Source organism: Serratia sp. BNK-17 (genome assembly GCF_048684935.1).
Taxonomy (GTDB): domain Bacteria; phylum Pseudomonadota; class Gammaproteobacteria; order Enterobacterales; family Enterobacteriaceae; genus Serratia; species Serratia nematodiphila.
In genome coordinates, this window is record NZ_JBLQTR010000001.1 from 2258936 (window position 1) to 2281284 (window position 22349).

The 22349-nt window shown below is 62.5% G+C and carries 18 protein-coding genes; 7 read left to right on the top strand and 11 right to left on the bottom strand.

Annotated features, from left to right (window positions below):
* Window positions 1-95 precede the first annotated feature (95 nt).
* Together exuR and ACMGF7_RS10805 are read right to left on the bottom strand one after the other, a co-directional pair.
* Entirely contained in the window at window positions 96-872 is a 777-nt protein-coding gene (gene exuR / locus ACMGF7_RS10800; protein ID WP_004937137.1) for a transcriptional regulator ExuR, read from the bottom strand.
* Between the two features lie 119 nt (window positions 873-991).
* A complete protein-coding gene (locus ACMGF7_RS10805) occupies window positions 992-2290 on the bottom strand; it encodes an MFS transporter (protein WP_015379157.1) in 1299 nt (432 codons plus the stop codon).
* Between the two features lie 294 nt (window positions 2291-2584).
* On the opposite strand from ACMGF7_RS10805, the gene uxaC reads away from it, so the two are divergent.
* Together uxaC and ACMGF7_RS10815 are read left to right on the top strand one after the other, a co-directional pair.
* A complete protein-coding gene (gene uxaC, locus ACMGF7_RS10810) occupies window positions 2585-3997 on the top strand; it encodes a glucuronate isomerase (protein WP_004937143.1) in 1413 nt (470 codons plus the stop codon).
* 20 nt (window positions 3998-4017) lie between these two features.
* The gene (locus ACMGF7_RS10815; RefSeq protein ID WP_021505094.1) at window positions 4018-5505 is read left to right on the top strand and encodes a UxaA family hydrolase; all 1488 of its coding nucleotides are present in this window, start codon (window positions 4018-4020) and stop codon (window positions 5503-5505) included.
* Window positions 5506-5558: 53 nt separating this feature from the next.
* Here the strand turns inward: ACMGF7_RS10815 and sstT are convergent, their stop codons facing one another.
* From sstT to ACMGF7_RS10850, 7 genes are all read right to left on the bottom strand, one after another.
* Window positions 5559-6794, bottom strand: coding sequence for a serine/threonine transporter SstT (gene sstT, locus ACMGF7_RS10820; RefSeq protein ID WP_004937146.1), 1236 nt, complete (start codon window positions 6792-6794; stop codon window positions 5559-5561).
* Window positions 6795-7056: 262 nt separating this feature from the next.
* Complete coding sequence (locus ACMGF7_RS10825; protein ID WP_015379153.1) at window positions 7057-8025, bottom strand: TerC family protein; 969 nt, start codon at window positions 8023-8025, stop codon at window positions 7057-7059.
* A 252-nt stretch (window positions 8026-8277) separates the two neighbouring features.
* A complete protein-coding gene (locus ACMGF7_RS10830; protein WP_004937150.1) occupies window positions 8278-9009 on the bottom strand; it encodes a glutamine amidotransferase in 732 nt (243 codons plus the stop codon).
* 1 nt (window position 9010) lies between these two features.
* Entirely contained in the window at window positions 9011-9991 is a 981-nt protein-coding gene (locus ACMGF7_RS10835; protein WP_273874959.1) for a Gfo/Idh/MocA family protein, read from the bottom strand.
* Window positions 9992-10040: 49 nt separating this feature from the next.
* Complete coding sequence (locus ACMGF7_RS10840; protein ID WP_016930176.1) at window positions 10041-10553, bottom strand: M48 family metallopeptidase; 513 nt, start codon at window positions 10551-10553, stop codon at window positions 10041-10043.
* Complete coding sequence (locus ACMGF7_RS10845) at window positions 10546-10869, bottom strand: HigA family addiction module antitoxin (RefSeq protein ID WP_015379150.1); 324 nt, start codon at window positions 10867-10869, stop codon at window positions 10546-10548. Before ACMGF7_RS10845 ends, ACMGF7_RS10840 begins: the two co-directional genes overlap by 8 nt.
* Before the next feature lie 14 nt (window positions 10870-10883).
* Complete coding sequence (locus tag ACMGF7_RS10850; protein WP_048325546.1) at window positions 10884-11174, bottom strand: type II toxin-antitoxin system RelE/ParE family toxin; 291 nt, start codon at window positions 11172-11174, stop codon at window positions 10884-10886.
* Window positions 11175-11404: 230 nt separating this feature from the next.
* On the opposite strand from ACMGF7_RS10850, the gene rlmG reads away from it, so the two are divergent.
* Window positions 11405-12544, top strand: a complete 1140-nt coding sequence (rlmG, locus tag ACMGF7_RS10855) for a 23S rRNA (guanine(1835)-N(2))-methyltransferase RlmG (RefSeq protein WP_015379148.1) — start codon at window positions 11405-11407, stop codon at window positions 12542-12544.
* A 194-nt stretch (window positions 12545-12738) separates the two neighbouring features.
* Here the strand turns inward: rlmG and ACMGF7_RS10860 are convergent, their stop codons facing one another.
* Entirely contained in the window at window positions 12739-14760 is a 2022-nt protein-coding gene (locus tag ACMGF7_RS10860; protein WP_049241483.1) for an FAD-dependent oxidoreductase, read from the bottom strand.
* A gap of 307 nt (window positions 14761-15067) precedes the next feature.
* On the opposite strand from ACMGF7_RS10860, the gene ACMGF7_RS10865 reads away from it, so the two are divergent.
* Window positions 15068-16687, top strand: a complete 1620-nt coding sequence (locus ACMGF7_RS10865) for an ABC-F family ATP-binding cassette domain-containing protein (protein ID WP_197763830.1) — start codon at window positions 15068-15070, stop codon at window positions 16685-16687.
* A 22-nt stretch (window positions 16688-16709) separates the two neighbouring features.
* Here ACMGF7_RS10865 and ACMGF7_RS10870 read toward each other — a convergent pair whose 3' ends face one another.
* The gene (locus ACMGF7_RS10870) at window positions 16710-18182 is read right to left on the bottom strand and encodes a PLP-dependent aminotransferase family protein (RefSeq protein WP_197798902.1); all 1473 of its coding nucleotides are present in this window, start codon (window positions 18180-18182) and stop codon (window positions 16710-16712) included.
* A 121-nt stretch (window positions 18183-18303) separates the two neighbouring features.
* On the opposite strand from ACMGF7_RS10870, the gene ACMGF7_RS10875 reads away from it, so the two are divergent.
* Genes ACMGF7_RS10875 through ACMGF7_RS10885 form a run of 3 tightly spaced genes read left to right on the top strand, consistent with a single transcriptional unit; the run spans window position 18304 to window position 22336 of the window.
* Complete coding sequence (locus ACMGF7_RS10875; RefSeq protein WP_004937164.1) at window positions 18304-19569, top strand: 4-aminobutyrate--2-oxoglutarate transaminase; 1266 nt, start codon at window positions 18304-18306, stop codon at window positions 19567-19569.
* Between the two features lie 12 nt (window positions 19570-19581).
* Complete coding sequence (locus ACMGF7_RS10880; protein WP_049241489.1) at window positions 19582-21036, top strand: NAD-dependent succinate-semialdehyde dehydrogenase; 1455 nt, start codon at window positions 19582-19584, stop codon at window positions 21034-21036.
* Between the two features lie 58 nt (window positions 21037-21094).
* Window positions 21095-22336, top strand: a complete 1242-nt coding sequence (locus ACMGF7_RS10885; protein WP_164095397.1) for an aromatic amino acid transport family protein — start codon at window positions 21095-21097, stop codon at window positions 22334-22336.
* Window positions 22337-22349 lie beyond the last annotated feature (13 nt).

Genomic DNA, 22349 nt, shown 5'->3' on the forward strand with positions numbered 1-22349 from the left:
GACGGTGAAATAGTACACGGCAAACGGCGGTTCCGGCATCGATTCAGCGGATTTTACATTACCTGACATAAGCCGACGGTTTTTGACCGCCGTGGCTATTTCGGCTCGTGGTTCACGCCATCCAGATGCACCACCGGATTCTCGGCGAACAGGTAGCGATCGGCGTTGTATTCGAAGTCATCGCTGGTGGCGTTGAACAGCATCTGTTTGGTGTTTTCCAGGTGCTGCCACATCGCCAGTTTGGCGGCGTAAGGGTCTTTGCGCATCAGCGCCTTGAGGATCTGATCGTGATCGTCACACCAGCTGGCGATCGAGCGTTCGTCGATATGCTCGTGCAGCTTTTTCCAGTAAGGGTTGTTGACCCGCTGCACCCACATTTTTTCCACGATGGTGGCCATGGCGGTGTTCTGGGTGGCCAGCGCCACCTGCACGTGGAACTTCAGATCCCACTGCGAGTCGCGGAAGCGATCCTCTTTACGGGCGTGCTCCTGGATCTCCATCAACTGCACGATATCCTGCTTGGTCACCTGGGTGGCGGCGAATTCGGCGATGTTGCTTTCGATCAGCTGGCGCGCCTGCAGCAGCTCGAACGGGCCGGCGGTGGCGAACTCGATGCTGTCGCCCGGCACCACCAGGTGTTTTTGCTGGTTGGACACCACGTGGATCCCGGAGCCCTTGCGCACGTCTACATAGCCTTCCACTTCCAGCATGATGATCGCTTCGCGCACCACGGTGCGGCTGACATTCATCTCTTCGGCGATGTATCGCTCGGCCGGCAGCTTGTCGCCCACCGGGTAGCGGCCGCTTTCGATGCGTTGCTTAAGCTCGGCGGCCAGTTGCTGATACAGGCGTCTGGTTTCGGTGAATTCCATAGTGAATGCTCTATACGGTGCGGTGGGAAGGGGCGCGTGGCCATCGGATTTGTTATACCACTTATTCGGCACCGCTGCCAGAGGAGCAAGAGGCCCGGCGCGGCGGCCGGGCGGCGGGATCAGCTGCGCGCCGGGGCCGGTTGCAGCGTGGCCGGCTGGGTTTCGGCGGCCGGACGGTTTTGCAGCACCGTCCAGATGACGATGGCGCCGAGAATGTCGAAGACCGACAGCGCGGCGAACAGCGGGCTGAAGCCGAGGGTGTCCGCCAGGGCGCCGACCACCAGGGCGAACAGCGTGCTGGCTGTCCAGGCCGCCATGCCGGTGAGGCCGTTGGCAGTCGCCACCTCATTGCGGCCGAACACGTCGGAAGAGAGGGTGATCAGCGCGCCGGACAGTGCCTGATGGGCGAAGCCGCCGACGCACAGCAGCGCGATAGCCGCGTAAGGGCTGGTGAACAGGCCGATCATGCCGGGGCCGATCATCAACACCGCTCCCATCGTCACCACCAGCTTGCGTGAGACGATCAGGTTGACCTTGAAATACTTCTGGAACAGCGGCGGCAGATAACCGCCGACGATGCAGCCGAGATCGGCGAACAGCATCGGCATCCAGGCGAACATGGCGATCTCTTTCAGGTTAAAACCGTAGGCCTTGAACATGAACAGCGGGATCCAGGCGTTGAAGGTGCCCCAGGCCGGCTCCGCCAGAAAGCGCGGCAGCGCGATGCCCCAGAACTGGCGGTTGCGCACGATCTGCCAGGCGGACATCTTTTTGGCGTTAGAGGTCTGGTGCTGGGCTTCCTGGCCTTCGAGGATGTAACGGCGCTCTTCCTGGCTCAGTTTCTTCTGATCTTTCGGGTGTTTGTAGAACAGCAGCCAACAAATGGCCCAGATCAGGCTCAGCACGCCGGTGATGATGAACGCCATTTCCCAGCTGTGCGCCACGATGGCCCATACCACCAACGGTGGGGCGATCATGCCGCCGATCGATGAACCCACGTTGAAATAACCGACGGCGATCGAACGCTCTTTGGCCGGAAACCACTCGCTGCTGGCCTTCAGCCCGGCGGGGATCATGGCCGCCTCGGCCATGCCGACCGCGCCGCGCGCCAGCGCCAGGCCGCCCCAGCTGTTGGCCAGCGCGGTGCCCATACAGAACAGCGCCCACAGAATGGCGAACATGGCGTAGCCGACCTTGGTGCCCAGCACGTCCAGCACGTAGCCCGCCACCGGTTGCATCACGGTGTAGCAGGCGGAATAGGCGGCGACGATATAGGAATACTGTTGGGTGGTGATGTGCAGCGTATCTTCCAGCGTCGGCGCCGCGACGGCGATGGCGTTGCGGGTCAGGTAGCCCAGCACGGTGCCGATGGTCACCAGTCCGATCATGTACCAGCGTAACCCTTTAATTTTACGCATCCGAAATGTCTCCCCGTTTGAAGGTGTGGCCGTCGATGCGGCTGGCGAGACAATAACCTGTCATACAGGTTTAAAAGTTGAGTGATATCACAAAAGGAATTATTCGCCTGAGCGATACTGTCGCTGGTGAAATAGTGCGTTTACGCCGCACGCTTGCCGTAAAATTGAGCGAAAAAGGGATTAAAGGACCTTAAACCAGCAGCTCATGGGAAAAATTTGCTGGACGCCTGTGAAAATTGGTGTGATAACTTTTGTGATTCGACCCCGTGCCGCACGGCAAGTAAGGAGCCCGAGATGGCGACGTTTTTGAGCGAAGATTTCCTGCTGGACAACGAATTTGCCCGGCGCTTGTATCACGACTATGCGGCGCCACAGCCGATTTTCGATTATCACTGCCATTTGCCGCCACAGCAGATCGCGGAGAACACCCGTTTCAGCAACCTGTACGATATCTGGCTGCGGGGCGATCACTATAAATGGCGGGCGATGCGCACCAACGGCGTGGCGGAGCGGCTGTGTACCGGCGATGCGGGCGATCGCGAGAAATTCGACGCCTGGGCCGCCACGGTGCCGCATACCATCGGCAACCCGCTCTATCACTGGACGCATCTGGAGCTGCGTCGGCCGTTCGGCATCACGGATACGCTGCTGTCGCCGGCCACGGCGGATGAGATCTGGCAGCGCGGCAATGCGCTGCTGGCGCAGGATGAGTTTCGCGCGCGCGGCATCATGCGGCAGATGAATGTGAAAATGGTGGGCACCACCGACGATCCGATCGACGATCTGCGCCATCATCGGGCGATCGCCGACGATCGTGGCTTCGATATCAAGGTATTGCCGAGCTGGCGGCCGGACAAGGCTTTCACTGTCGATGCACCGGGCTTCAATGACTATCTGCGGCAGCTGGAGGCGGCGGCGGATACCGCCATCGGCCGCTTCAGCGCGCTGTGCGACGCCCTGTACAAGCGCATGGATCACTTCGCCGCCCACGGCTGCAAGGTGGCCGACCATGCGCTGGACGTGGTGGTGTTCGGCGAGGCCGATGAAGCGGCGCTGGATGCGATCCTGCTGCGCCGCCTGAACGGCGAGCTGCCGACGCCGGAACAGAGCGCCCAGTTCAAAAGCGCGGTGCTGCTGTTCCTGGCCGGCGAGTACCGGCGCCGCGGCTGGGTGCAGCAGTATCACATCGGCGCGTTGCGTAATAACAACAGCCGCATGCTGGCCGCCGTCGGGCCGGATATCGGTTTCGATTCGATCAACGATCGGCCGCTGGCGGAGCCGCTGTCGCGGCTGCTGGATGCCCAGGCGCGGCAGGGCGGCCTGCCGAAAACCATTCTCTACTGCCTCAACCCGCGCGATAACGAAGTGATCGGCACCATGATCGGCAATTTCCAGGGGGAAGGCACGCCGGGCAAGATGCAGTTCGGTTCCGGCTGGTGGTTCAACGATCAGAAGGACGGCATGCAGCGCCAAATGACGCAGCTGGCGCAGCTCGGGCTGCTGAGCCGCTTCGTCGGCATGCTGACCGACAGTCGTAGCTTCCTGTCGTACACGCGCCATGAATACTTCCGCCGCATTCTTTGCCAGATGATCGGTCGTTGGGTGGCGGACGGCGAAGCGCCGGCGGATATCGCGCTGCTGGGCGAAATGGTGAAAAACATCTGCTTCGACAACGCCAAAGACTATTTCGCCATTGAACTGGCGTAGCCGTTATCCGGGACCGGTTTATGCAAAGTACGATAAAGATTCACGAGCAGGATAACGTGGCGGTGGCGCTGCGCGATCTGGCTGCCGGAGAGTGCGTTGAGCTGGAAGGCGCGGTCATCCAACTGGCGCAGCCGGTGGCGCGCGGGCACAAATTTGCGCTCGGCCCGATCGCCAAGGACGAGGACATCATCAAATATGGCCAGCCGATCGGCCATGCGCTCGCGGCCATCGGGCCGGGGGAGCATATTCATTCGCAAAACGCCAAAACCAACCTGAGCGATCTGGACAGCTACCGTTACCAACCGCAGTTCCCGACGTTGCCGCCGCAGGCCGCGGATCGCGAGGTGCAGTTGTACCGACGGGCCGGCGGCGAAGTGGGGATCCGCAATGAGCTGTGGATCGTGCCGACCGTCGGCTGCGTCAACGGTATCGCTCGCCAGATCCAGCAACGCTTTTTGCAGCAAACGCAGGCAGAGGGGATCGACGGCGTGCATCTGTTCAGTCACCCGTTCGGCTGCTCGCAGCTGGGGCAGGATCATGCCAACACCCGCATCATGCTGCAGAACCTGGCGCGCCATCCCAACGCCGGCGCGGTGCTGGTGATCGGGCTGGGTTGCGAGAACAATCAGGTGGATGCCTTTCGCGCCACGTTGGGGATAGAGGACGAGCGACGGCTGCGCTTTATGGTGTGCCAACAGCAGGACGACGAAGTGGAAGCCGGGCTGGCGCTGTTGCACGAGCTGTACCGGGAGATGCGCCACGATCGCCGCGAGCCGGGCCGCCTGAGCGAGCTGAAGTTCGGCCTGGAGTGCGGCGGTTCGGACGGATTGTCGGGTATCACCGCCAACCCGCTGCTGGGGCGGTTCTCCGATTATGTGATCGCCAACGGCGGCACCACGGTGCTGACCGAAGTGCCGGAGATGTTCGGCGCCGAGCGCATTCTGATGAGCCGCTGCCGCGATGGGGAGACCTTCGACAAAACCGTCGACATGATCAACGATTTCAAACGCTATTTCATCGCCCATCAGCAGCCGATTTATGAGAACCCGTCGCCGGGCAACAAGGCCGGCGGCATCACCACGCTGGAGGAGAAATCGCTCGGCTGCACCCAAAAGGCGGGGTTAAGCCAGGTGGTTGACGTGCTGAAATACGGCGAGCGGCTGCGCGTGCCGGGGCTGAATCTGCTCAGCGCGCCGGGCAACGACGCCGTGGCGACCAGCGCGCTGGCCGGCGCCGGCTGCCATATGGTGCTGTTCAGCACCGGGCGCGGCACGCCGTACGGCGGCTTTGTGCCGACGGTGAAGCTGGCGACCAACAGCGAGCTGGCGGCGAAGAAACCGCACTGGATCGATTTTGACGCCGGCAGCCTGATCCACGGCGTGGCGATGGAGACGTTGCTCAGTCGCTTCATCGATCTGATTGTCGAGATCGCCAACGGGCGTCCGGCGCGTAATGAAACCAACGACTTCCGCGAGCTGGCGATCTTTAAAAGCGGGGTGACGCTGTAAGGCTGACAAAAAAGGCGCTCGAAGGAGCGCCTTTTTGATGAAGCAACGCGCGATTAACGCACCTTCAGCGGATCTTCGTTCGCCAGCCGCTGGTCTTCCGCCTGGCAGGCCGCGGCGGTGAACAGCACGTCGGTGGAGGAGTTGAGGGCGGTTTCCGCCGAATCCTGCAGGACGCCGATGATAAAGCCGACCGCCACCACCTGCATCGCCACGTCGTTCGGAATGCCGAACATGTTGCACGCTAGCGGGATCAGCAGCAGCGAACCGCCGGCCACGCCGGAGGCGCCGCAGGCGCAGAGGGCCGCCACCACGCTCAACAGCAGGGCGGTCGGGACGTCCACCGCGATGCCCAGCGTGTTTACCGCCGCCAGCGTCAACACGGTGATGGTGATCGCCGCGCCGGCCATGTTGATGGTGGCGCCCAGCGGGATGGAAACCGAGTAGGTGTCCTCATTCAGGTTCAGCTTCTTGCACAGTTCCATATTCACCGGGATGTTGGCGGCGGAGCTGCGGGTGAAGAAGGCGGTCACGCCGCTCTCGCGCAGGCAGGCGAACACCAGCGGATACGGGTTGCGGCGGATCTTCCAGTAAACGATCAACGGGTTGAGCACCAGCGCCACCAGCAGCATGCAGCCAAGCAGCACCATCAGCAGCTGGGCGTAGCCCCACAGCGCGCCGAAGCCGGTTTCCGCCAGCGTGGAGGCCACCAGGCCGAAGATGCCGAGCGGCGCACAGCGGATCACCGCGCGCACCACCAGCGTGACCGCATGGGACATGTCGTTGATCAGCCCCTTGGTGGTCTCGGAAGCGTGGCGCAGCGCCAGCCCCAGACCGACGGCCCAGGCCAGAATGCCGATGTAGTTGGCGTTAATCAGCGCATGGAACGGGTTGGCCACCACGCTCATCAACAGGCCCTTCATCACCTCCACAATGCCGCCCGGCGGGGTAATGTCCGTCGCGCCGGTGGTCAGCGCCAGCGTGGAAGGGAAGATAAAGCTGACGACCACCGCCACCAGCGCGGCGGCAAAGGTGCCCAGCAGGTAGAGGAACAGGATCGGGCGAATGTTGGTCTTCTGCCCCTGTTTATGGTTGGCGATCGAGGCCATGACCAGAATCAGCACCAGCACCGGCGCCACCGCTTTCAGCGCGCCGACGAACAGGGTGCCGAGCAGGCCGACCGCCGCTGCCGCCGCCGGTGAAACCAGCGCCACCAGAATGCCGGCCACCAGGCCGACCATGATTTGTTTGACCAGGCTGCCCTGCGTGATCTTTTGTAGTAGTTTTTGCATAGTGCTTTCTTCCTGATGTTATCTGGCCGCCGCGGCGGGAACGACGCCAGGCAGCTTTATATGATTCTGTAACTAAGTGTGTTTGCCGAATCAGTATTCAGCAATCGAATGATGTTGGAAAGAGGCGAGGGTGAAATTCTGAGCGCGGATCAACACTTGATAACATACTGGTTACATTTGTGTGATCGCAATAACGTTTGGCGTTTTGGGGGAATTGCCAAACAATCACGGGGCGACTAGCGCCCCGGATAACAGATTATGGTTATTTCTTCGCCAGGCGATCGTTGCGGTGATTGACCCAGGCGTTGATCAGCAAGGTGAACGTCAGGATGCCCGCCACCACGCCGAGCGACACGCCGATCGGGATGTGGAAGAAGTCGATAATCAGCATCTTGATGCCGATAAATACCAGGATCACCGACAGGCCGTATTTCAGCATCGAGAACCGTTCCGCCACGTTGGCCAGCAGGAAGTACATGGCGCGCAGGCCCATGATGGCGAACAGGTTGGAGGTCAGGACGATGAACGGATCGGTGGTCACGGCGAAGATCGCCGGAATGCTGTCCACCGCGAAAATCACGTCGCTCAGTTCCACCAGGATCAGCACCAGCACCAGCGGGGTGGCGAACAGAATGCCGTTGCGGCGCACGAAGAAACGCTCGCCTTCCAGGCTGTCGGTCATGCGCAAGCGGCTGCGCAGCCATTTCACCAGCGGTTTGTCGCCGATCGCCGAGTCATCTTCCTTCGCCAGCGCCATTTTAATACCGGTGAACAGCAGGAAAGCGCCGAACAGATACAGCAGCCACTGGAACTGGCTGACCAGCCAGCTGCCGGCGAAGATCATGATGGTACGCAGCACGATCGCCCCCAGCACGCCGTAGATCAGCACCCGCCGTTGCAGGTTGGCCGGCACGGCGAAGTAGCTGAACAGCATCAGCCAGACGAACACATTATCCACCGCCAGCGCTTTTTCGATCAGGTAGCCGGTCAGGAAGGCCAGCGCCTGGGTATCGGCGACGGCGCGCCCGGCGGTTTCATTCAGGTAGTACCAGAAACCGAAGTTGAACAGCAGGGAGAGGCTGACCCACACCAGCGACCAGCTGGCGGCCTGCTTCATAGTCATGGTGTGCGCGCCTTTACGGCCCTGCAACAGGAGATCGATTGCGAGCATCACGACTATGACGGCGGCAAAGCTGCCCCATAACCACGGTGTGCCAACGGAATTCATCATCAGAGGTATCCTTCAAAAACAAAAACGGCCAACGTCGGAAGACGCCAGCCGCTCTGTGAACGCTGCAAGCAAACCTCGCCTTCCGGCAAGGTCTCACTTACAACGTTGATGAAGGTGGTTACACCTTTGACATCAGGTTGCCCGGTAACCGGATGCTTGCGCATCGTAATGACGATTGACCGGCAATGAAGTTACTCCCCTTTGCAGAGCAGAAAGTAATGCAAAATGTGTCGGCGGTCAACGTGAATCGCGTTAACCGGCCATCGCTTTTTGCGCGCCGAGGCTGACGACGAATCCCTGCAGCAGCAGGCGGCTGAATGGCGTGTCGCTAACCTGTTGTTGTTGCTGTTGGTAGCGGGCCTGCTGCTCGGGATGCAGCTCGCCGAGCCACTGCAGATACTGGCTCATCACCGCGCCGTTGAATTCCGGGTGGAACTGGGTGGTCAGGGCGTGATCGCCATAGCGCAGGATCTGGTGCGCGTCCTGCTGCGAACGCGCCAGCGTCTGCGCGCCGGCGGGCGGCGTCAGCACGCTCTGCGAGTGGATCAGGTTGGCCTTGAAGCGCGGCGGCAGCAGGGTGAGCCGCCGATCGTCGGCTGCGGCGGGCAGCAGTTCGATCTCCAGCGTACCCACCTCCATGCCCTGCGGGTGGTAGCCCACTTCGCCGCCGAGCGCGTAGGCCAACAGCTGGTGGCCGTAGCAGACGCCGAACAGCGGCAGTTTGATCGCCATCGCCTGGCGCAGCCACTCGGCGGCTTCCTCGCTCCACGGCAGCCGTTCGGTCACCATCGCCGGCGAGCCGGTGATGACTACGCCGCAATAGGCGGCAGGCGGCAACGGCCGTTCGCCGGCGGGCAGGTGCACGATGTGCGCACGTTCGGCGTCGATATTGCCCTGTTGCAGGAACATGCCTTCAAAGTTGGCCAATTCCTGACGAATGGCCTGCGGCGCGTCGCCGGTTTGCATCACGAGCAGCGGTTTCATCTCATTCTCCGTCGGCGGGGAAGACGACGCCGGTCTGGCGGCGGATATCGGTCAGCAGGCGGGCGACGATCAGCGAATTCTCCAGTCCCGGATGTTCCACCTGATGCTGCTCAACCAGCTCGGCGAAGGCCAGCGCCTCATACAGCATGGTGTTGATGTGCTGCGGCTGGCTCAGATCCTGGCGGTTGCCGCCGCGCGGCGTCAGCGCCACGCCCTGGCACTCGGAAATCTTGTCGATAATCAGCGTGCCTTCCTCCCCCTGGATCTCGCTGGGGATCGCCGAGTCGCTGACCTTGGAATGGGAAAGCGTGACGTCGAAATCGCCGTAGTTCAGGCAGACGGTGCCGTGGGCGTCAACGCCGGTATCGAGCAGTGTGGCGCTGGCGAGCACCGACTGCGGCGCGCCGAACAGCGCTACCGCGCTGGCCAGGCAGTAGTAGCCGATATCCATGATTGAGCCGTTGGAGAACTGTGGGTTAAAGGTGTTGGGGTTCTCGCTGGCGAGATAACGCGGATAGCGCGAAGAGTATTGGCAGTAGTTGATAAAGGCTTTGCGTAACCGGCCGACGTTCGGCAATGCCTGTTGCAGCGCCAGAAAATTCGGCAGATAGGCGCTTTTGAATGCCTCGAACAGCACCACCTGGTTTTCCCGCGCGCAGGCTACCAGCTGTTCCGCTTCGCGCTGGTTGGAGGCCAGCGGTTTTTCGCAGATCACGTGCTTTTTATGGCGCAGGAACAGCAGCGATTGCGGGCAGTGCAGGGAATTGGGGCTGGCGATATACACCGCGTCTATGGCATCGGACTGGGCCATTGCCTCGAGCGAGTCGAAAAACTGCGTGACCTGATAGTTGGCGCCAAACGCCTGCGCCTGCTCCAGCGAGCGTGAATACACGGCGCTCAGCTTGAGTTTGCCGCTTTCATGGGCGGCATCGATAAAACGTTCCGTAATCCAGTTGGTGCCGACAACGGCAAAGCGAATCATAGCGAGCTCCGGTCCAGCCTAAAACCGCAGATTATCACGCCCTCACTCGCTATGCATACAGCTCGCCGAACAGCGAAAGGTGCGTCAGATACAGCCGGGTATCGAACTCCAACTGGTGGTAATCCGGCTCCATATGGCAGCACAGGCTGTAGAACGCCTTGTTGTGATCTTTCTCTTTCAGATGCGCCAGCTCATGCACCACGATCATGCGCAGGAACGGCTCAGGCGCGACCTTGAACACCGTCGCCACGCGGATTTCCGCCTTGGCCTTCAGCTTGCCGCCCTGCACGCGCGAGATGGCGGTGTGCAGGCCCAGCGCGTGCTTCATGACGTGGATCTTGCTGTCATAGGCCACCTTGCTCAGCGGCTGGGCGTTGCGCAGATACTGGTTTTTCAGATCGACGGTAAACTGATACAGCGACTTGTCGGTGGTGCAGTCATGCACCTGCGGATAGCGCTGCAGCAGCACGTCTCCCAGCCGATTCTGATGGATCAGTTGCTGCACCTGGCTTTGCAGATGCGTTGGGTAGCCTTGCAGGTAGGCGAGTTCGATGTCATGCATGAGTGATATTGCGTCCCAGTATTTCTTTGATTGGCCGCAGCCGCACACGTTGCGCATCGGCCTGTCTGGCTTCCCAGCGATCGTGTGCCGCCTGCAGGTTTAGCCAAAAGTCGGCGGTCGTTTCGAACAGGTCGGCAAACAGGTTGGCCTCGGCAACGCTCATGCGTCGATGCCCGTTGCACAGGCGGTTAACAGTGGCACGGGTGACGCCCAGTACCTTCGCCAGTTCTTCCTGGCCGATGCCCAACGGCGTTAAATACTCTTCCTGCAGCACTTCCCCCACCGTGGTGGGTTCGCGAGTCGTGGTTTCCAACATAGGTTCCCCCTCGTTCAGGTATCTTGGTGAGGATCGAGGTAAATTTTTTCAGCGGCATCATGCCGCCACTGGAACATCAGCCGCCAGTGCATATTGACGCGCAGACTTGACCATCCCTGAAATGGCCCGGATAGCCGCTTGTAATAGTTACCCGTGGGGTGATGCAAATCACGCTCTTGCTGCGCGGCGGCCAATATATCGAGCTTTCTGGCCAACTGCCGCTCGAGCACGCCGGGGATCAGACGGCTGCGTTTGCCTTCCAGATAGAACTGCTCCAGATAGCGATCGCGGAAAGATTTAATCATGCTTTCCCCCTTCCATAGGGACTGGCAGTGTAACATTTAAAGTTACACCTCGTCAGGTTAAAAAAACGTCGACATGGGTGCTTGGGAGGGAAAGGTTAATGTTGTTAAAGGAGAAAAGGGACGCGGGTTTTCAGATACGCGGCGCAATACGCAATTTATCCGAAAAAACATTTTACTGACGGGCGTTTTTAGGGGATAAACAGCCCAAATTTTATCAGTCAGGAGGGGCAATGAGCCAACTCGATCTGGGAACACAGCAACTTGAGCTGGAGCGTTATCCCCAACAGGAAGAATCCACCCAACTGCAGGCGTGGGAAGCGGCGGACGAATATCTGCTGCAACAGCTTGAAAACGTAGATATCGGCGGCCGCCCGGTGCTGATTTTCAACGATAACTTCGGCACCCTGGCCTGTGCGTTGCACGCGCATCGCCCTTACAGCGTCAGCGATTCGTACATGAGCCAGCTGGCGACGCGCCACAACCTCAAACTCAACGGTCTGGATCCTGAGCAGGTCACGCTGCTGGACAGCCTGGCCGAGCTGCCGGCGGCGCCGGCGGTGGTGCTGATTCGCGTGCCGAAAGCGCTGGCGCTGCTGGAACAGCAGCTGCGCGCGCTGCGCCACGTCGTGACCGAAGACACGCTGATCGTCGCCGGCGCCAAAGCGCGCGACGTGCACACTTCGACGATGCAGCTGTTTGAAAAAGTGCTGGGCCCGACGCGCACCAGCCTGGCGTGGAAGAAAGCGCGTCTGATCTTCTGCCAGGCGGCGGATATCGTCCCGCCGGCAGCGGCGGAAACCACCGACTGGACGCTGGACGGCACCGATTGGCTTATCCATAACCACGCCAACGTCTTCTCGCGCGGCAGCCTGGATATCGGCGCGCGCCTGTTTATGGAACATCTGCCGCGCGGCCTGAACGGCCACATCGTCGATCTGGGCTGCGGCAACGGCGTGATTGGCCTGACGGCGCTGGCGCAAAACCCGGAAGCGCAGGTGACCTTCGTCGATGAATCTTACATGGCGGTGGCTTCCAGCGAGCTGAACGTGGAGCACAACCTGCCGCAAGAGCTGGATCGCTGTCAGTTTGAGGTGAACAACGCGCTGGCGGGCATCGAGCGCGAAAGCGTGCAGGCGGTGCTGTGCAACCCGCCGTTCCACCAGCAACACGCCATTACCGATCACACCGCCTGGCAGATGTTCTGCGACGCCAAGCGCTGCCTGCAGGTGGGCGGTGAACTGCGCATCGTCGGCAACCGTCACCTCGACTACCATCAGAAGCTCAAGCGCCTGTTCGGCAACTGCACGCTGGTGGCCTCGAACAAGAAGTTCGTGATCTTGAGAGCGGTGAAATCCGGCGCGCGTCGCTGAGCGTGAATAACAAGGGGCGCCGGGCGCCCCTCAGGCTGTAGACAAAGGGGGAAAAAGCGTGGTTTTTCCCCCTTTGTGGATATCAGCCGAAAATCAATAAATTGATTTTCCTTGTTCTCTATTCGCTGCTCTCTGCCAACCCGGCATGGGGATGAGGTTTGTCATCAATATCAGGGGCGCCGGGCGCCCCTTTTTTACAGCGCCATCGCCAACCGCGTACCCTGATCGATCGCGCGGCGGGCGTCCAGCTCGGCGGCCACGTCGGCGCCGCCGATCAGGTGCACGGTTTTCCCCATCGCCAGCAGTGGTTGCTGCAGTTCGCGGCGCGGTTCCTGCCCGGCGCAAATGACCACCGTGTCCACCGGCAGGCAGCTGTCTTGCTCGGCGCGGGTGATGTGCAGCCCTTCGTCGTCGATCAGCCGATAGCTGACGCTATTGAGCATCTTCACGCCGCGCATCGCCAGGCTGGCGCGGTGGATCCAACCGGTGGTTTTGCCCAGGCCTTCGCCCACTTTGCTGGTTTTGCGTTGCAACAGATAGATTTGCCGGGCGGCGCGTGGCGCCTGAGGGCCTTGCTCAGCCAGACCGCCGCGCTGTTCAAGGCGCCCGTCGATGCCCCATTCGCGGTTGAATTCCGCCTGATCCAGGCTGCTGGACACGCCGTGCTGGCTGAGGTACTCGGCGGTATCGAAGCCGATGCCGCCGGCGCCGACGATCGCCACCCGCTGGCCGACCGGTTTTTTATCACGCAGCACGTCCAGATAGCTCAGCACCTTGGCGTGCCCGATGCCGGGGATGTCCGGGGTGCGCGGCACGATGCCGCAGGCGAGGATCACCTCATCGAATTCGCTTAAATCCGCCGCTTCGACCTTGACGCCCAGCCTGACCGTCACTTCACGCAGCGCCAGCTGGCGGCGGAAGTAACGCAGCGTTTCATGGAATTCTTCCTTGCCGGGGATCTGCTTGGCGATGTTGAACTGGCCGCCGATCTGCTCGGCGGCGTCGAACAGCGTCACCTGATGGCCACGGCTGGCGGCGGTGGTGGCGAAGGCCAGCCCGGCAGGGCCGGCGCCGACCACCGCCAGTTTTTTCGGTTTTTCCGCCATCGTCAGCGGCATTTCGGTTTCGCGGCAGGCGCGCGGGTTGACCAGACAGGAAGTCAGCTTGCCTTCAAAAATCTGGTCGAGACAGGCCTGGTTGCAACCGATGCAGGTATTGATCTCGTCGGCGCGCCCTTCGGCGGCTTTTTGCACAAAGGCGGCGTCGGCGAGGAACGGGCGCGCCATCGACACCATATCGGCGCAGCCGTCCGCCAGCACCTGCTCGGCCACCGCCGGATCGTTGATGCGGTTGGTGGTGATCAGCGGGATGCTGACCTTGCCCATCAGCTTGCGGGTCACCCAGCTGAATCCGGCGCGCGGCACCATGGTGGCGATGGTCGGAATACGCGCTTCGTGCCAGCCGATGCCGGTATTGATAATGGTGGCGCCCGCCTGTTCGACTGCCAGCGCCAGCTGTTCGATCTCTTGCCAGCTGGAGCCGTCTTCCACCAGGTCGAGCATCGATAGCCGGTAGATCAAAATGAATTCCGGGCCCACCGCCTGGCGCACCGCCCTGACGGTCTCGACGGCGAAGCGCATGCGATTGGTGAAGCTGCCGCCCCATTGGTCGTCGCGCTGGTTGGTGCGCGTCGTCAAGAATTGGTTGATCAGATAGCCTTCGGAACCCATCACCTCAACGCCGTCGTAGCCGGCCTGCTGCGCCAGCGCCGCACAGCGGGCGAAATCGGCGATGGTTTGCTCAATCTCCGCTTCGCTGAGCGCGCTCGGCGTAAACGGGTTGATCGGCGCCTGCAGCGCGGAAGGGGCCACCAGTTTGGGTTGATAGCTGTAGCGGCCGGTGTGCAGGATCTGCAGCGCAATTTTGCCGCCCGCCTGATGGACGGCCTCGGTCACCGGGCGGTGGTGAGGCAATTGCGCCTCGCTGTTGAGGAGCGAACCGCCGCGAAACACCACGCCCTGTTCGTTCGGGGCAATGCCGCCGGTGACGATCAGCGCCACGCCGGCGGCGGCGCGCTCGGCATAGAACGCGGCCAGGCGCTGCGGGCCGTCGGGCAGCTCTTCCAGGCCGGTATGCATCGATCCCATCAGCACCCGGTTTTTCAGGGTGGTGAAGCCGAGATCCAGCGGCGCCAGCAGGTGAGGGTAATTGCTCATTGCACTCTCCATCGGGTGAAATCGGGGCCCGTTGTTATAATTATGTGAACACAAGTGGTCGGATGAGATAAATCTAGCCGTTGTCGCGCCGCTTGGGAATCTGCGTTGCGCCGAATGTGATAGATGTCATGAATCTCAGACTCTGTTTGCATAACGAACAAAAGATCGGTTAGCCTTTACGCGTTGCAAATTCCTTCTCTCTGCGGAGCCATAACCGAAAATGAACAACCACGCCTGTTGATATCTGGTCCCACGCCGTGCGCTCTCGCGCCCTGTGGGGATGTTTTGATCTCATTCAGGAGTGCTTATGGCTCATTTAGCGCAGTCCCCTTATTTCGTTTTACATCAACTGACCTGCCAATTTGCTGACGGCGAAACGCTGTTCGGCCCGCTGGATCTCGTTTTTGATCGGTCGCGCTGCGGCCTGGTGGGGCGCAACGGCGTCGGCAAAACCCAGCTGCTGCGCCTGATCGCCGGGCTGGATCAACCGGGCAACGGGCACGTCGAATCTCATGCCGCATTGGCTTACGTTGCGCAGCAGCCGGAGATCGCGCCGCACACTACGCTGGCCCAGCTGTTGGGCTACGGCGAGGTGTTCGCCGCGCTGGCGCGTCTCGAGCAGGGGCGGCCGTTGGCGGACGATATCGATCGTCTGGAAGGGCGCTGGGATCTCAACGATCGTCTGCAAAACGCCTTTGCCGCCGCCGGGTTGCCGGCCTTCGATCCGTTGCGATCCGCCAGTTCGCTGAGCGGCGGCGAGCGGATGCGCGCGTCGCTGTGCGGCGCCTTGCTCGGCGAGGCGGATTTTCTGCTGCTGGACGAACCGACCAACCACCTCGACAGCGCCGGCCGCGCCTGGCTGTATCAGCAGCTGGATCAGTGGCGGGGCGGGCTGTTGATCGCCAGCCATGACCGGCAGCTGCTGGGGCGCATGGAGCGCATCGTCGAACTGACGCCCGGCGCGCTGCGCAGCTACGGCGGCAACTATGAGGACTACCGGCGCCAGCGCGATACGGAGCAGCAGGCGGCGCGCGCCGATCTGGAGCATGCGCGCGAGGAGCGCCGCCGCACCCGCGCTCGCCAACAGAAAGAGCACGACATGAGCCAGCGGCGCTCGGCGCAAACGCTGCGCGTCGTCGATACGCTGAATATCGCCTCTTTCGAACGGGTGGCCTACAAGTCGGCGGCGAAGGAGAGCCTCGGCACGCTGCGCAAACAACATCAGGATCGGCGCGACAGCCTCGATGCGGCGGTGCGTGAAGCCTATCAGCGGGTGGAGGAGGAACCGCCGGTGTTGCTGGCGCTGCCGGGCAGTGAAGTGAACGCGAACAAGCAGGTGCTGGTGCTCGAGCGGCTGCAGCTGCCGTTCGTCAGCGCGCCGCCGCTGGATTTGCGGATCGACGGCCCGATGCGCGTGGCGTTGACCGGCCCCAACGGCTGCGGAAAATCCACCTTGCTGAAGACCCTTCTCGGGCAGCTGGCGGCGCTTTCCGGCCATTGTCATTGCCCGCTGTCGACGGCCTACCTCGATCAAACCCTGTCGCAGCTCGATCCGGGCCTGTCGGTGATGGAGCATCTGGGGCTACAGGATTCGCCGCTGGCGGAAGGGGCGTTGCGCACCCGGCTGGCGCAGCTGCAGCTTGGCGCGGATCGCATCGCGTTGCCGCTGGGCTCGCTGAGCGGCGGTGAACGCTTGAAGGCGGCGCTGGCCTGCGCGCTGTGGCGGCGACAACCGGCGCAGCTTCTGTTGCTCGACGAGCCGACCAACCACCTGGATCTGGCGTCGTCGCTGGCGATCGAAACCGCGCTGGCGGATTTCCCCGGCGCGATGCTGGTGGTGTCGCACGACGAAGACTTCCTGCAGGCGCTGAGGCCGACGCACCGCCTGAACAGGCAAGCGGACGGCTGGCGGCTTCAGGCCTGGTGAGGCAGGCGGGCGGCGATCTGACCTAGTGCGGGGCGTTGATGCACGCCAGCAGCTGGGTGAAGGCGGCGGCCATTTGCTCTTCCGGCACGCAGGCAAAGCCCATCAGCAGGCCGCGCCGGCGGTTGGGCTGCATATAGTAGCGCGACAGCGGCCGCACCAGCACCCCGCGCGCGCCGGCGGCGGCGGCGATCGCCACGTCGTCGGCCTCGTCCGGCAGGTTGAGGATCAGGTGCAAACCGGCGTTGCTGTTGAATTCGCTGAGCGCCTGCTTGCCGAGATGTTGTTCGATCAACCCGGTCAGGAAGGCGCGCCGCCGGGCATACAGCAACCGCATGCGGCGGATATGCGCCGTGTAGTGCCCCGCCTGAATAAACTCCGCCAGCGCGCTCTGGATCAGCAGGTGCCCGCCGCGGTACAGCTCGGCATGGGCGGTTTTCAGCGCCTGCACCAGCGGCGGCGGCAACACCACATAGCCGAGGCGCAGCGCCGGGTAGAGCGTTTTGCTGAAGGTGCCGATATAGATCACCGGCGCGTCGGCTTCCAGCCCTTGCAACGCCGGGATCGGCTGGCCGGAAAAGCGGAATTCACTGTCGTAGTCGTCCTCGACGATCCAACCGCCGGCGTTGCGCGCCAGCGCCAGCAGCCGTTGGCGGCGCGCCAGGCTCATCACCGAGCCGAGCGGATACTGGTGCGACGGGGTGACGAAGATCAGCCGCGGTGGGTTGGTCGGCTGCTCCGGCGGCACCAGCCCGGCCTCGTCTACCGCCAGCGGGCAGATGTTCAGCGCATTGATGCGCAGGATATTGCGGATCCCCCAATAGCCCGGCTCTTCGATCCAGGCGTCATCCCCCGGATTGCACAACATGCGCGTCACCAGATCGATCGCCTGATGGATGCCCTCGGTGATCAGGATCTGTTCCGGCGAGCAGCGTACCGAGCGCGCCACCCGCAAATACTCCACCAACGCATGCTGCAGCTCCGGGCTGCCGCCCTGATTGCTGTAGGTCAGCCGCTGCGGCGCCGGGCGGCGGCTGAGGCGCGCCTGGATCTTGCTGAACAGCTGATGAGGAAAGGCGTTGACGTCGGGCACGCCGGGAATGAATGCCCCCCATTGTTTGGGGCTGGCGCTGGCGTGGTGCAGCAGCGTGGCGCCGCGCTCCGACAGTTCGACGCGCCGCGGTTGCCCGCTGCCGTCCGCCGGGGCGCCGCCGGTGGACAGGCAGCTGTCCGGCACCGTGTCAGCGACGAAGGTGCCGCTGCCGGCGCGCGCCGACACGTAGCCTTCTGCCAACAGTTGTTCATAAACGGTTAACACGGTGTTGCGTGACAGGCTGAGCTCCTGCGCCAGGTCGCGCGAGGCGGGCAGGCGGCTGGAGGGCGGCAGACTGCCGTCGAGAATGCTGGTGCGGATCGCGTTGTAAAGCCGCTTGTGCAGTTTGTCATCAGGCTGTTCGCCGAGGCGCTGCAGCAACAGATCACCACTCAATGAGCGCAATTGGATCCCTCAATTATTCGTAACTGGCACTCGATTATAGGGCCACATCCTGTGTAAATAAACGGCATTGTTTCACGAATGTGAACGAAACGTGTAACTGGCACCGACCGGAGAGAACAGCATGAAAAACGCAGAATTGAACCAACGCCGTCAGGACGCCACCCCGCGCGGAGTGGGCGTGATGTGTGGTTTTTACGCCGAGCGCGCAGAGAACGCCACGCTGTGGGATGTGGAAGGCAAAGAAGTGATCGACTTTGCTTCGGGGATCGCCGTGCTGAACACCGGGCACCGTCACCCGAAAGTGATCGCCGCAATTGAAAAGCAGCTGCAGGCCTTCACTCACACCGCCTATCAGATCGTTCCTTACGAAAGCTATGTCTCTCTGGCGGAGCGCATCAACCAACGCGCGCCGATCGCCGGTCCGTGTAAAACCGCCTTCTTCACCACCGGCGCGGAAGCGGTGGAAAACGCGGTGAAGATCGCCCGCGCTTACACCGGCCGCCCGGGGTTGATCACCTTCGGCGGCGGTTTCCACGGCCGCACCTACATGACCATGGCGCTGACCGGCAAAGTGGCGCCTTACAAACTGGGCTTTGGCCCATTCCCCGGCTCGGTGTTCCACGGCCAGTACCCGAACGCGCTGTACGGCGTGACCACCGAAGACGCGATGAACAGCCTGGACCGCCTGTTTAAAGCGGATATCGATCCCAAGCAGGTGGCGGCGATCGTGCTGGAGCCGGTGCAGGGCGAGGGCGGCTTCAACGTGGCGCCGGCCGATTTCATGCAGGCGCTGCGCGCGCTGTGCGACCAGCACGGCATTCTGCTGATCGCCGACGAAGTGCAGACCGGCTTCGCCCGCACCGGCAAGCTGTTCGCCATGGAACACTACAGCGTTAAGCCCGATTTGATCACCATGGCGAAAAGCCTGGCGGGCGGCATGCCGCTGTCGGCGGTGGCGGGCCGCGCCGAGGTGATGGACGCGCCGGCGCCGGGTGGGCTGGGCGGCACCTACGCCGGTAACCCGCTGGCGGTGGCCGCCGCGCACGCGGTGCTGGACGTGATTGAAGAGGAGCAACTGTGCCAGCGCGCTCAGCGCTTGGGTCAGCACCTGGTGGAAGTGCTCCAGCAGGCGCGCAAAACCAGCCCGGCGATCGCCGATGTGCGCGCGCAGGGATCGATGGTGGCGGTGGAGTTCAACGATCCGGCTACCGGTAAACCTTCAGCCGATATCACCCGTCAGGTGCAGCAGAAGGCGATGGAGGAAGGGCTGCTGCTGCTGAGCTGCGGCGTGAACGGCAACGTGATCCGCTTCCTCTACCCGCTGACTATCCCGGACGATCAGTTCACCAAGGCGATGGGCATCCTGTCCCGCGCGCTGGCCCACTAAGGAGCGAACGGCATGAAATTGAACAATCCCGAGCTGTTGCGCAGCCAGTGTCTGATCAACGGCGAATGGTGCGACGCCCTGAGCGGCAAGCGCGAAGCGGTGATCAACCCGGCCACCGGCGCCGAACTGGCCAGCATTCCGCTGGTCAGCGAAGAGGAAACCCAACAGGCGATCGCGGCGGCGCAGCGGGCGCAAAACGACTGGAAACAGCTGACCGCCAAGCAGCGTTCCGCGCTGCTGTTGGCCTGGGCTGATAAGGTGCTGGCCGCGCAGGAAGATCTGGCGCAGCTGATGACCGCCGAGCAGGGCAAATCGCTGGCGGAAGCGCGCGGCGAAGTGACCTACGCCGCGTCGTTCATCACCTGGTTCGCCGAAGAGGCCAAGCGGGTGGACGGCGCGGTATTGCAGGCGCCGCAGGCTTCGCAGCGCCTGGTGGTGGTGAAGCAGCCGATCGGCGTGTGCGCGGCCATCACCCCGTGGAACTTCCCGGCGGCGATGATCACCCGCAAGGTGGCGCCGGCGCTGGCGGCCGGTTGCGCCATCATCGTCAAACCGGCCGAGCAAACGCCGCTGACCGCGCTGGCGCTGGCCAAGCTGGCGCAGGACGCCGGCATTCCCGCCGGCGTGTTGCAGGTGGTGACCGGCGAAGCGGCGCAGGTGGGCAAGGTGTTGTGCGACAGCTCGGTGGTGCGCAAGCTGAGCTTTACCGGCTCGACCGAGGTCGGCCGCATCCTGATGGCGCAGTGCGCGCCGAGCATCAAGAAACTGTCGCTGGAGCTGGGCGGCAATGCGCCGGTCATCGTGTTCGACGACGCCAATCTGGACGCGGCGGTGGCGGGCATCATGGCCTCCAAATTCCGCAACAGCGGCCAGACCTGCGTGTGCGCCAACCGCATCTACGTGCAGGATGGCATCTACGAGCGGCTGGCGGAGAAGCTGGTGGCGGCGGTCGAGCAGTTGAAAGTCGGCGACGGCAGCCAGGAAGGCACCACTCAGGGGCCGCTGATCGACAGCGATGCGGTGGCGAAGGTGCAGAGCCACATCGACGACGCGCTGATCAAAGGGGCGCAGATCGCCACCGGCGGCCAGCCGCACGCGCTGGGCGGCACCTTCTTCCAGCCGACGGTGGTGACCGGCGTGACGCAGAAGATGCGCTTCGCCAAAGAAGAGACCTTCGGGCCGGTGGCGCCGCTGTTCCGTTTCCATGACGAGGCGGAAGCCATCGCCATGGCCAACGACACCGAATTCGGTCTGGCCGCCTATCTGTTCACGCAGAACGCCGCGCGCCAGTGGCGGGTGCCGGAAGCGCTGGAGTACGGCATGGTCGGCATCAACACCGGGCTGATTTCCAACGAAGTGGCGCCGTTCGGCGGCGTGAAACAGTCAGGGCTCGGGCGTGAAGGATCGCGCTACGGGATAGAAGAATATCTGGAGCTGAAATACCTGTGTATCGATGTAAGCCGTTGAGCGTCAGGACGTTAACCCATCCCGGCGGCCAGCGTCGCCGGGCGATAAAGGATGATGCATGTCTGATAATATCTCTGTTTCTCCGGCGCTTGCCGCCGGGGTGCGAGCACCTGCACCCGCCAAATCGTTAAGTTTCCTCGAAGGGGTGGCGATGATCGTCGGCACCAACATCGGCGCCGGCGTGCTCTCCATCGCCTACGCCTCCAGCAAGGCCGGCTTTCTGCCGCTGCTGTTTTGGCTGGTGCTGGTGGGGAGCCTGACCACCATCACCATGCTGTACGTTGCCGAATCTACGCTGCGCACCCGCGCGCATCTGCAGCTGAGCGGACTGGCGAAGCGCTACGTCGGCGGCCTGGGCGCCTGGCTGATGTTCGCTTCGGTGTGCGTCAACAGCGTCGGGGCGCTTACCGCCTACATGACCGGCAGCGGCAAGCTGCTGCAATCGCTGTTCGGCATCTCGCCGGCGCTGGGCAGCCTGCTGTTTTTCGTGCCCGCCGCCGGTGTGCTGTACCTCGGTTTGAAAGCGATCGGCCGCGGCGAGAAGTTCATCAGCATCGGCATGGTGGTAATGTTGACCGCGCTGGTGGCGGCGACGCTGCTGAAAGACACCACCCAGATGCGCAACCTGCTGGACGGCGACTGGCGCTATATGGTGCCGGTGTTCAACGTGGTGGTGTTCTGCTTCTCGGCGCAGTACATCGTGCCGGAGATGGCGCGCGGCTTCGCCGACAAGCCCGAGCAACTGCCGAAGGCGATCATCGTCGGCATGGTCGTGACCTTCATTTTGCTGGCGGCGGTGCCGATGTCGGTGATCGCGCTCAGCGGGCTGGATGACATCTCCGATGTGGCCACCATTTCCTGGGGCCAGGCGCTGGGGCAGTGGGCGTTCTTCTCCGCCAACATCTTCGCGCTGTGCGCGATGCTGACCTCGTACTGGGGATTGGGCGGCAGCTTCCTGACCAATATCTTCGACAAGTTCCGGCTGGGCAACGACGAGCTGCCGCTGCGCCGCTTCGGTGTGCTGCTGCTGGTGGTGGTGCCGCCGTTCGCGCTGGCCTACAGCGGGCTGGTGTCGTTCGTCAACGCGCTCTACTTCGCCGGGGTGTTCAGCGGGGTGATCCTGTCGATCATGCCGATGCTGATCCTGCGCGGCGCCCGCAAACACGGCGATCAGATCCCACGCTGGCAGTGCAACTGGATCACGCACCCGCTGCTGCAGATCAGCATTGTGTTGCTGTACCTGGCCAGCGCGGTGTACGCCATCGCTTCATTGTTAGGCTATCTGCCCTCTGGATGGTGATTTGCCTTCCCTC

What these genes read in the sequence shown, in the direction of transcription:
- sstT (WP_004937146.1), bottom strand. Translation starts at nt 6,794, where the DNA reads ATGCAAAAACTACTACAAAAGATCACGCAGGGCAGCCTGGTCAAACAA.
- ACMGF7_RS10830 (WP_004937150.1), bottom strand. Translation starts at nt 9,009, where the DNA reads ATGAAACCGCTGCTCGTGATGCAAACCGGCGACGCGCCGCAGGCCATT.
- ACMGF7_RS10805 (WP_015379157.1), bottom strand. Translation starts at nt 2,290, where the DNA reads ATGCGTAAAATTAAAGGGTTACGCTGGTACATGATCGGACTGGTGACC.
- exuR (WP_004937137.1), bottom strand. Translation starts at nt 872, where the DNA reads ATGGAATTCACCGAAACCAGACGCCTGTATCAGCAACTGGCCGCCGAG.
- ACMGF7_RS10815 (WP_021505094.1), top strand. Translation starts at nt 4,018, where the DNA reads ATGCAAAGTACGATAAAGATTCACGAGCAGGATAACGTGGCGGTGGCG.
- ACMGF7_RS10860 (WP_049241483.1), bottom strand. Translation starts at nt 14,760, where the DNA reads ATGAGCAATTACCCTCACCTGCTGGCGCCGCTGGATCTCGGCTTCACC.
- rlmG (WP_015379148.1), top strand. Translation starts at nt 11,405, where the DNA reads ATGAGCCAACTCGATCTGGGAACACAGCAACTTGAGCTGGAGCGTTAT.
- uxaC (WP_004937143.1), top strand. Translation starts at nt 2,585, where the DNA reads ATGGCGACGTTTTTGAGCGAAGATTTCCTGCTGGACAACGAATTTGCC.
- ACMGF7_RS10835 (WP_273874959.1), bottom strand. Translation starts at nt 9,991, where the DNA reads ATGATTCGCTTTGCCGTTGTCGGCACCAACTGGATTACGGAACGTTTT.
- ACMGF7_RS10850 (WP_048325546.1), bottom strand. Translation starts at nt 11,174, where the DNA reads ATGATTAAATCTTTCCGCGATCGCTATCTGGAGCAGTTCTATCTGGAA.
- ACMGF7_RS10825 (WP_015379153.1), bottom strand. Translation starts at nt 8,025, where the DNA reads ATGATGAATTCCGTTGGCACACCGTGGTTATGGGGCAGCTTTGCCGCC.
- ACMGF7_RS10875 (WP_004937164.1), top strand. Translation starts at nt 18,304, where the DNA reads ATGAAAAACGCAGAATTGAACCAACGCCGTCAGGACGCCACCCCGCGC.
- ACMGF7_RS10880 (WP_049241489.1), top strand. Translation starts at nt 19,582, where the DNA reads ATGAAATTGAACAATCCCGAGCTGTTGCGCAGCCAGTGTCTGATCAAC.
- ACMGF7_RS10845 (WP_015379150.1), bottom strand. Translation starts at nt 10,869, where the DNA reads ATGTTGGAAACCACGACTCGCGAACCCACCACGGTGGGGGAAGTGCTG.
- ACMGF7_RS10840 (WP_016930176.1), bottom strand. Translation starts at nt 10,553, where the DNA reads ATGCATGACATCGAACTCGCCTACCTGCAAGGCTACCCAACGCATCTG.
- ACMGF7_RS10885 (WP_164095397.1), top strand. Translation starts at nt 21,095, where the DNA reads ATGTCTGATAATATCTCTGTTTCTCCGGCGCTTGCCGCCGGGGTGCGA.
- ACMGF7_RS10865 (WP_197763830.1), top strand. Translation starts at nt 15,068, where the DNA reads ATGGCTCATTTAGCGCAGTCCCCTTATTTCGTTTTACATCAACTGACC.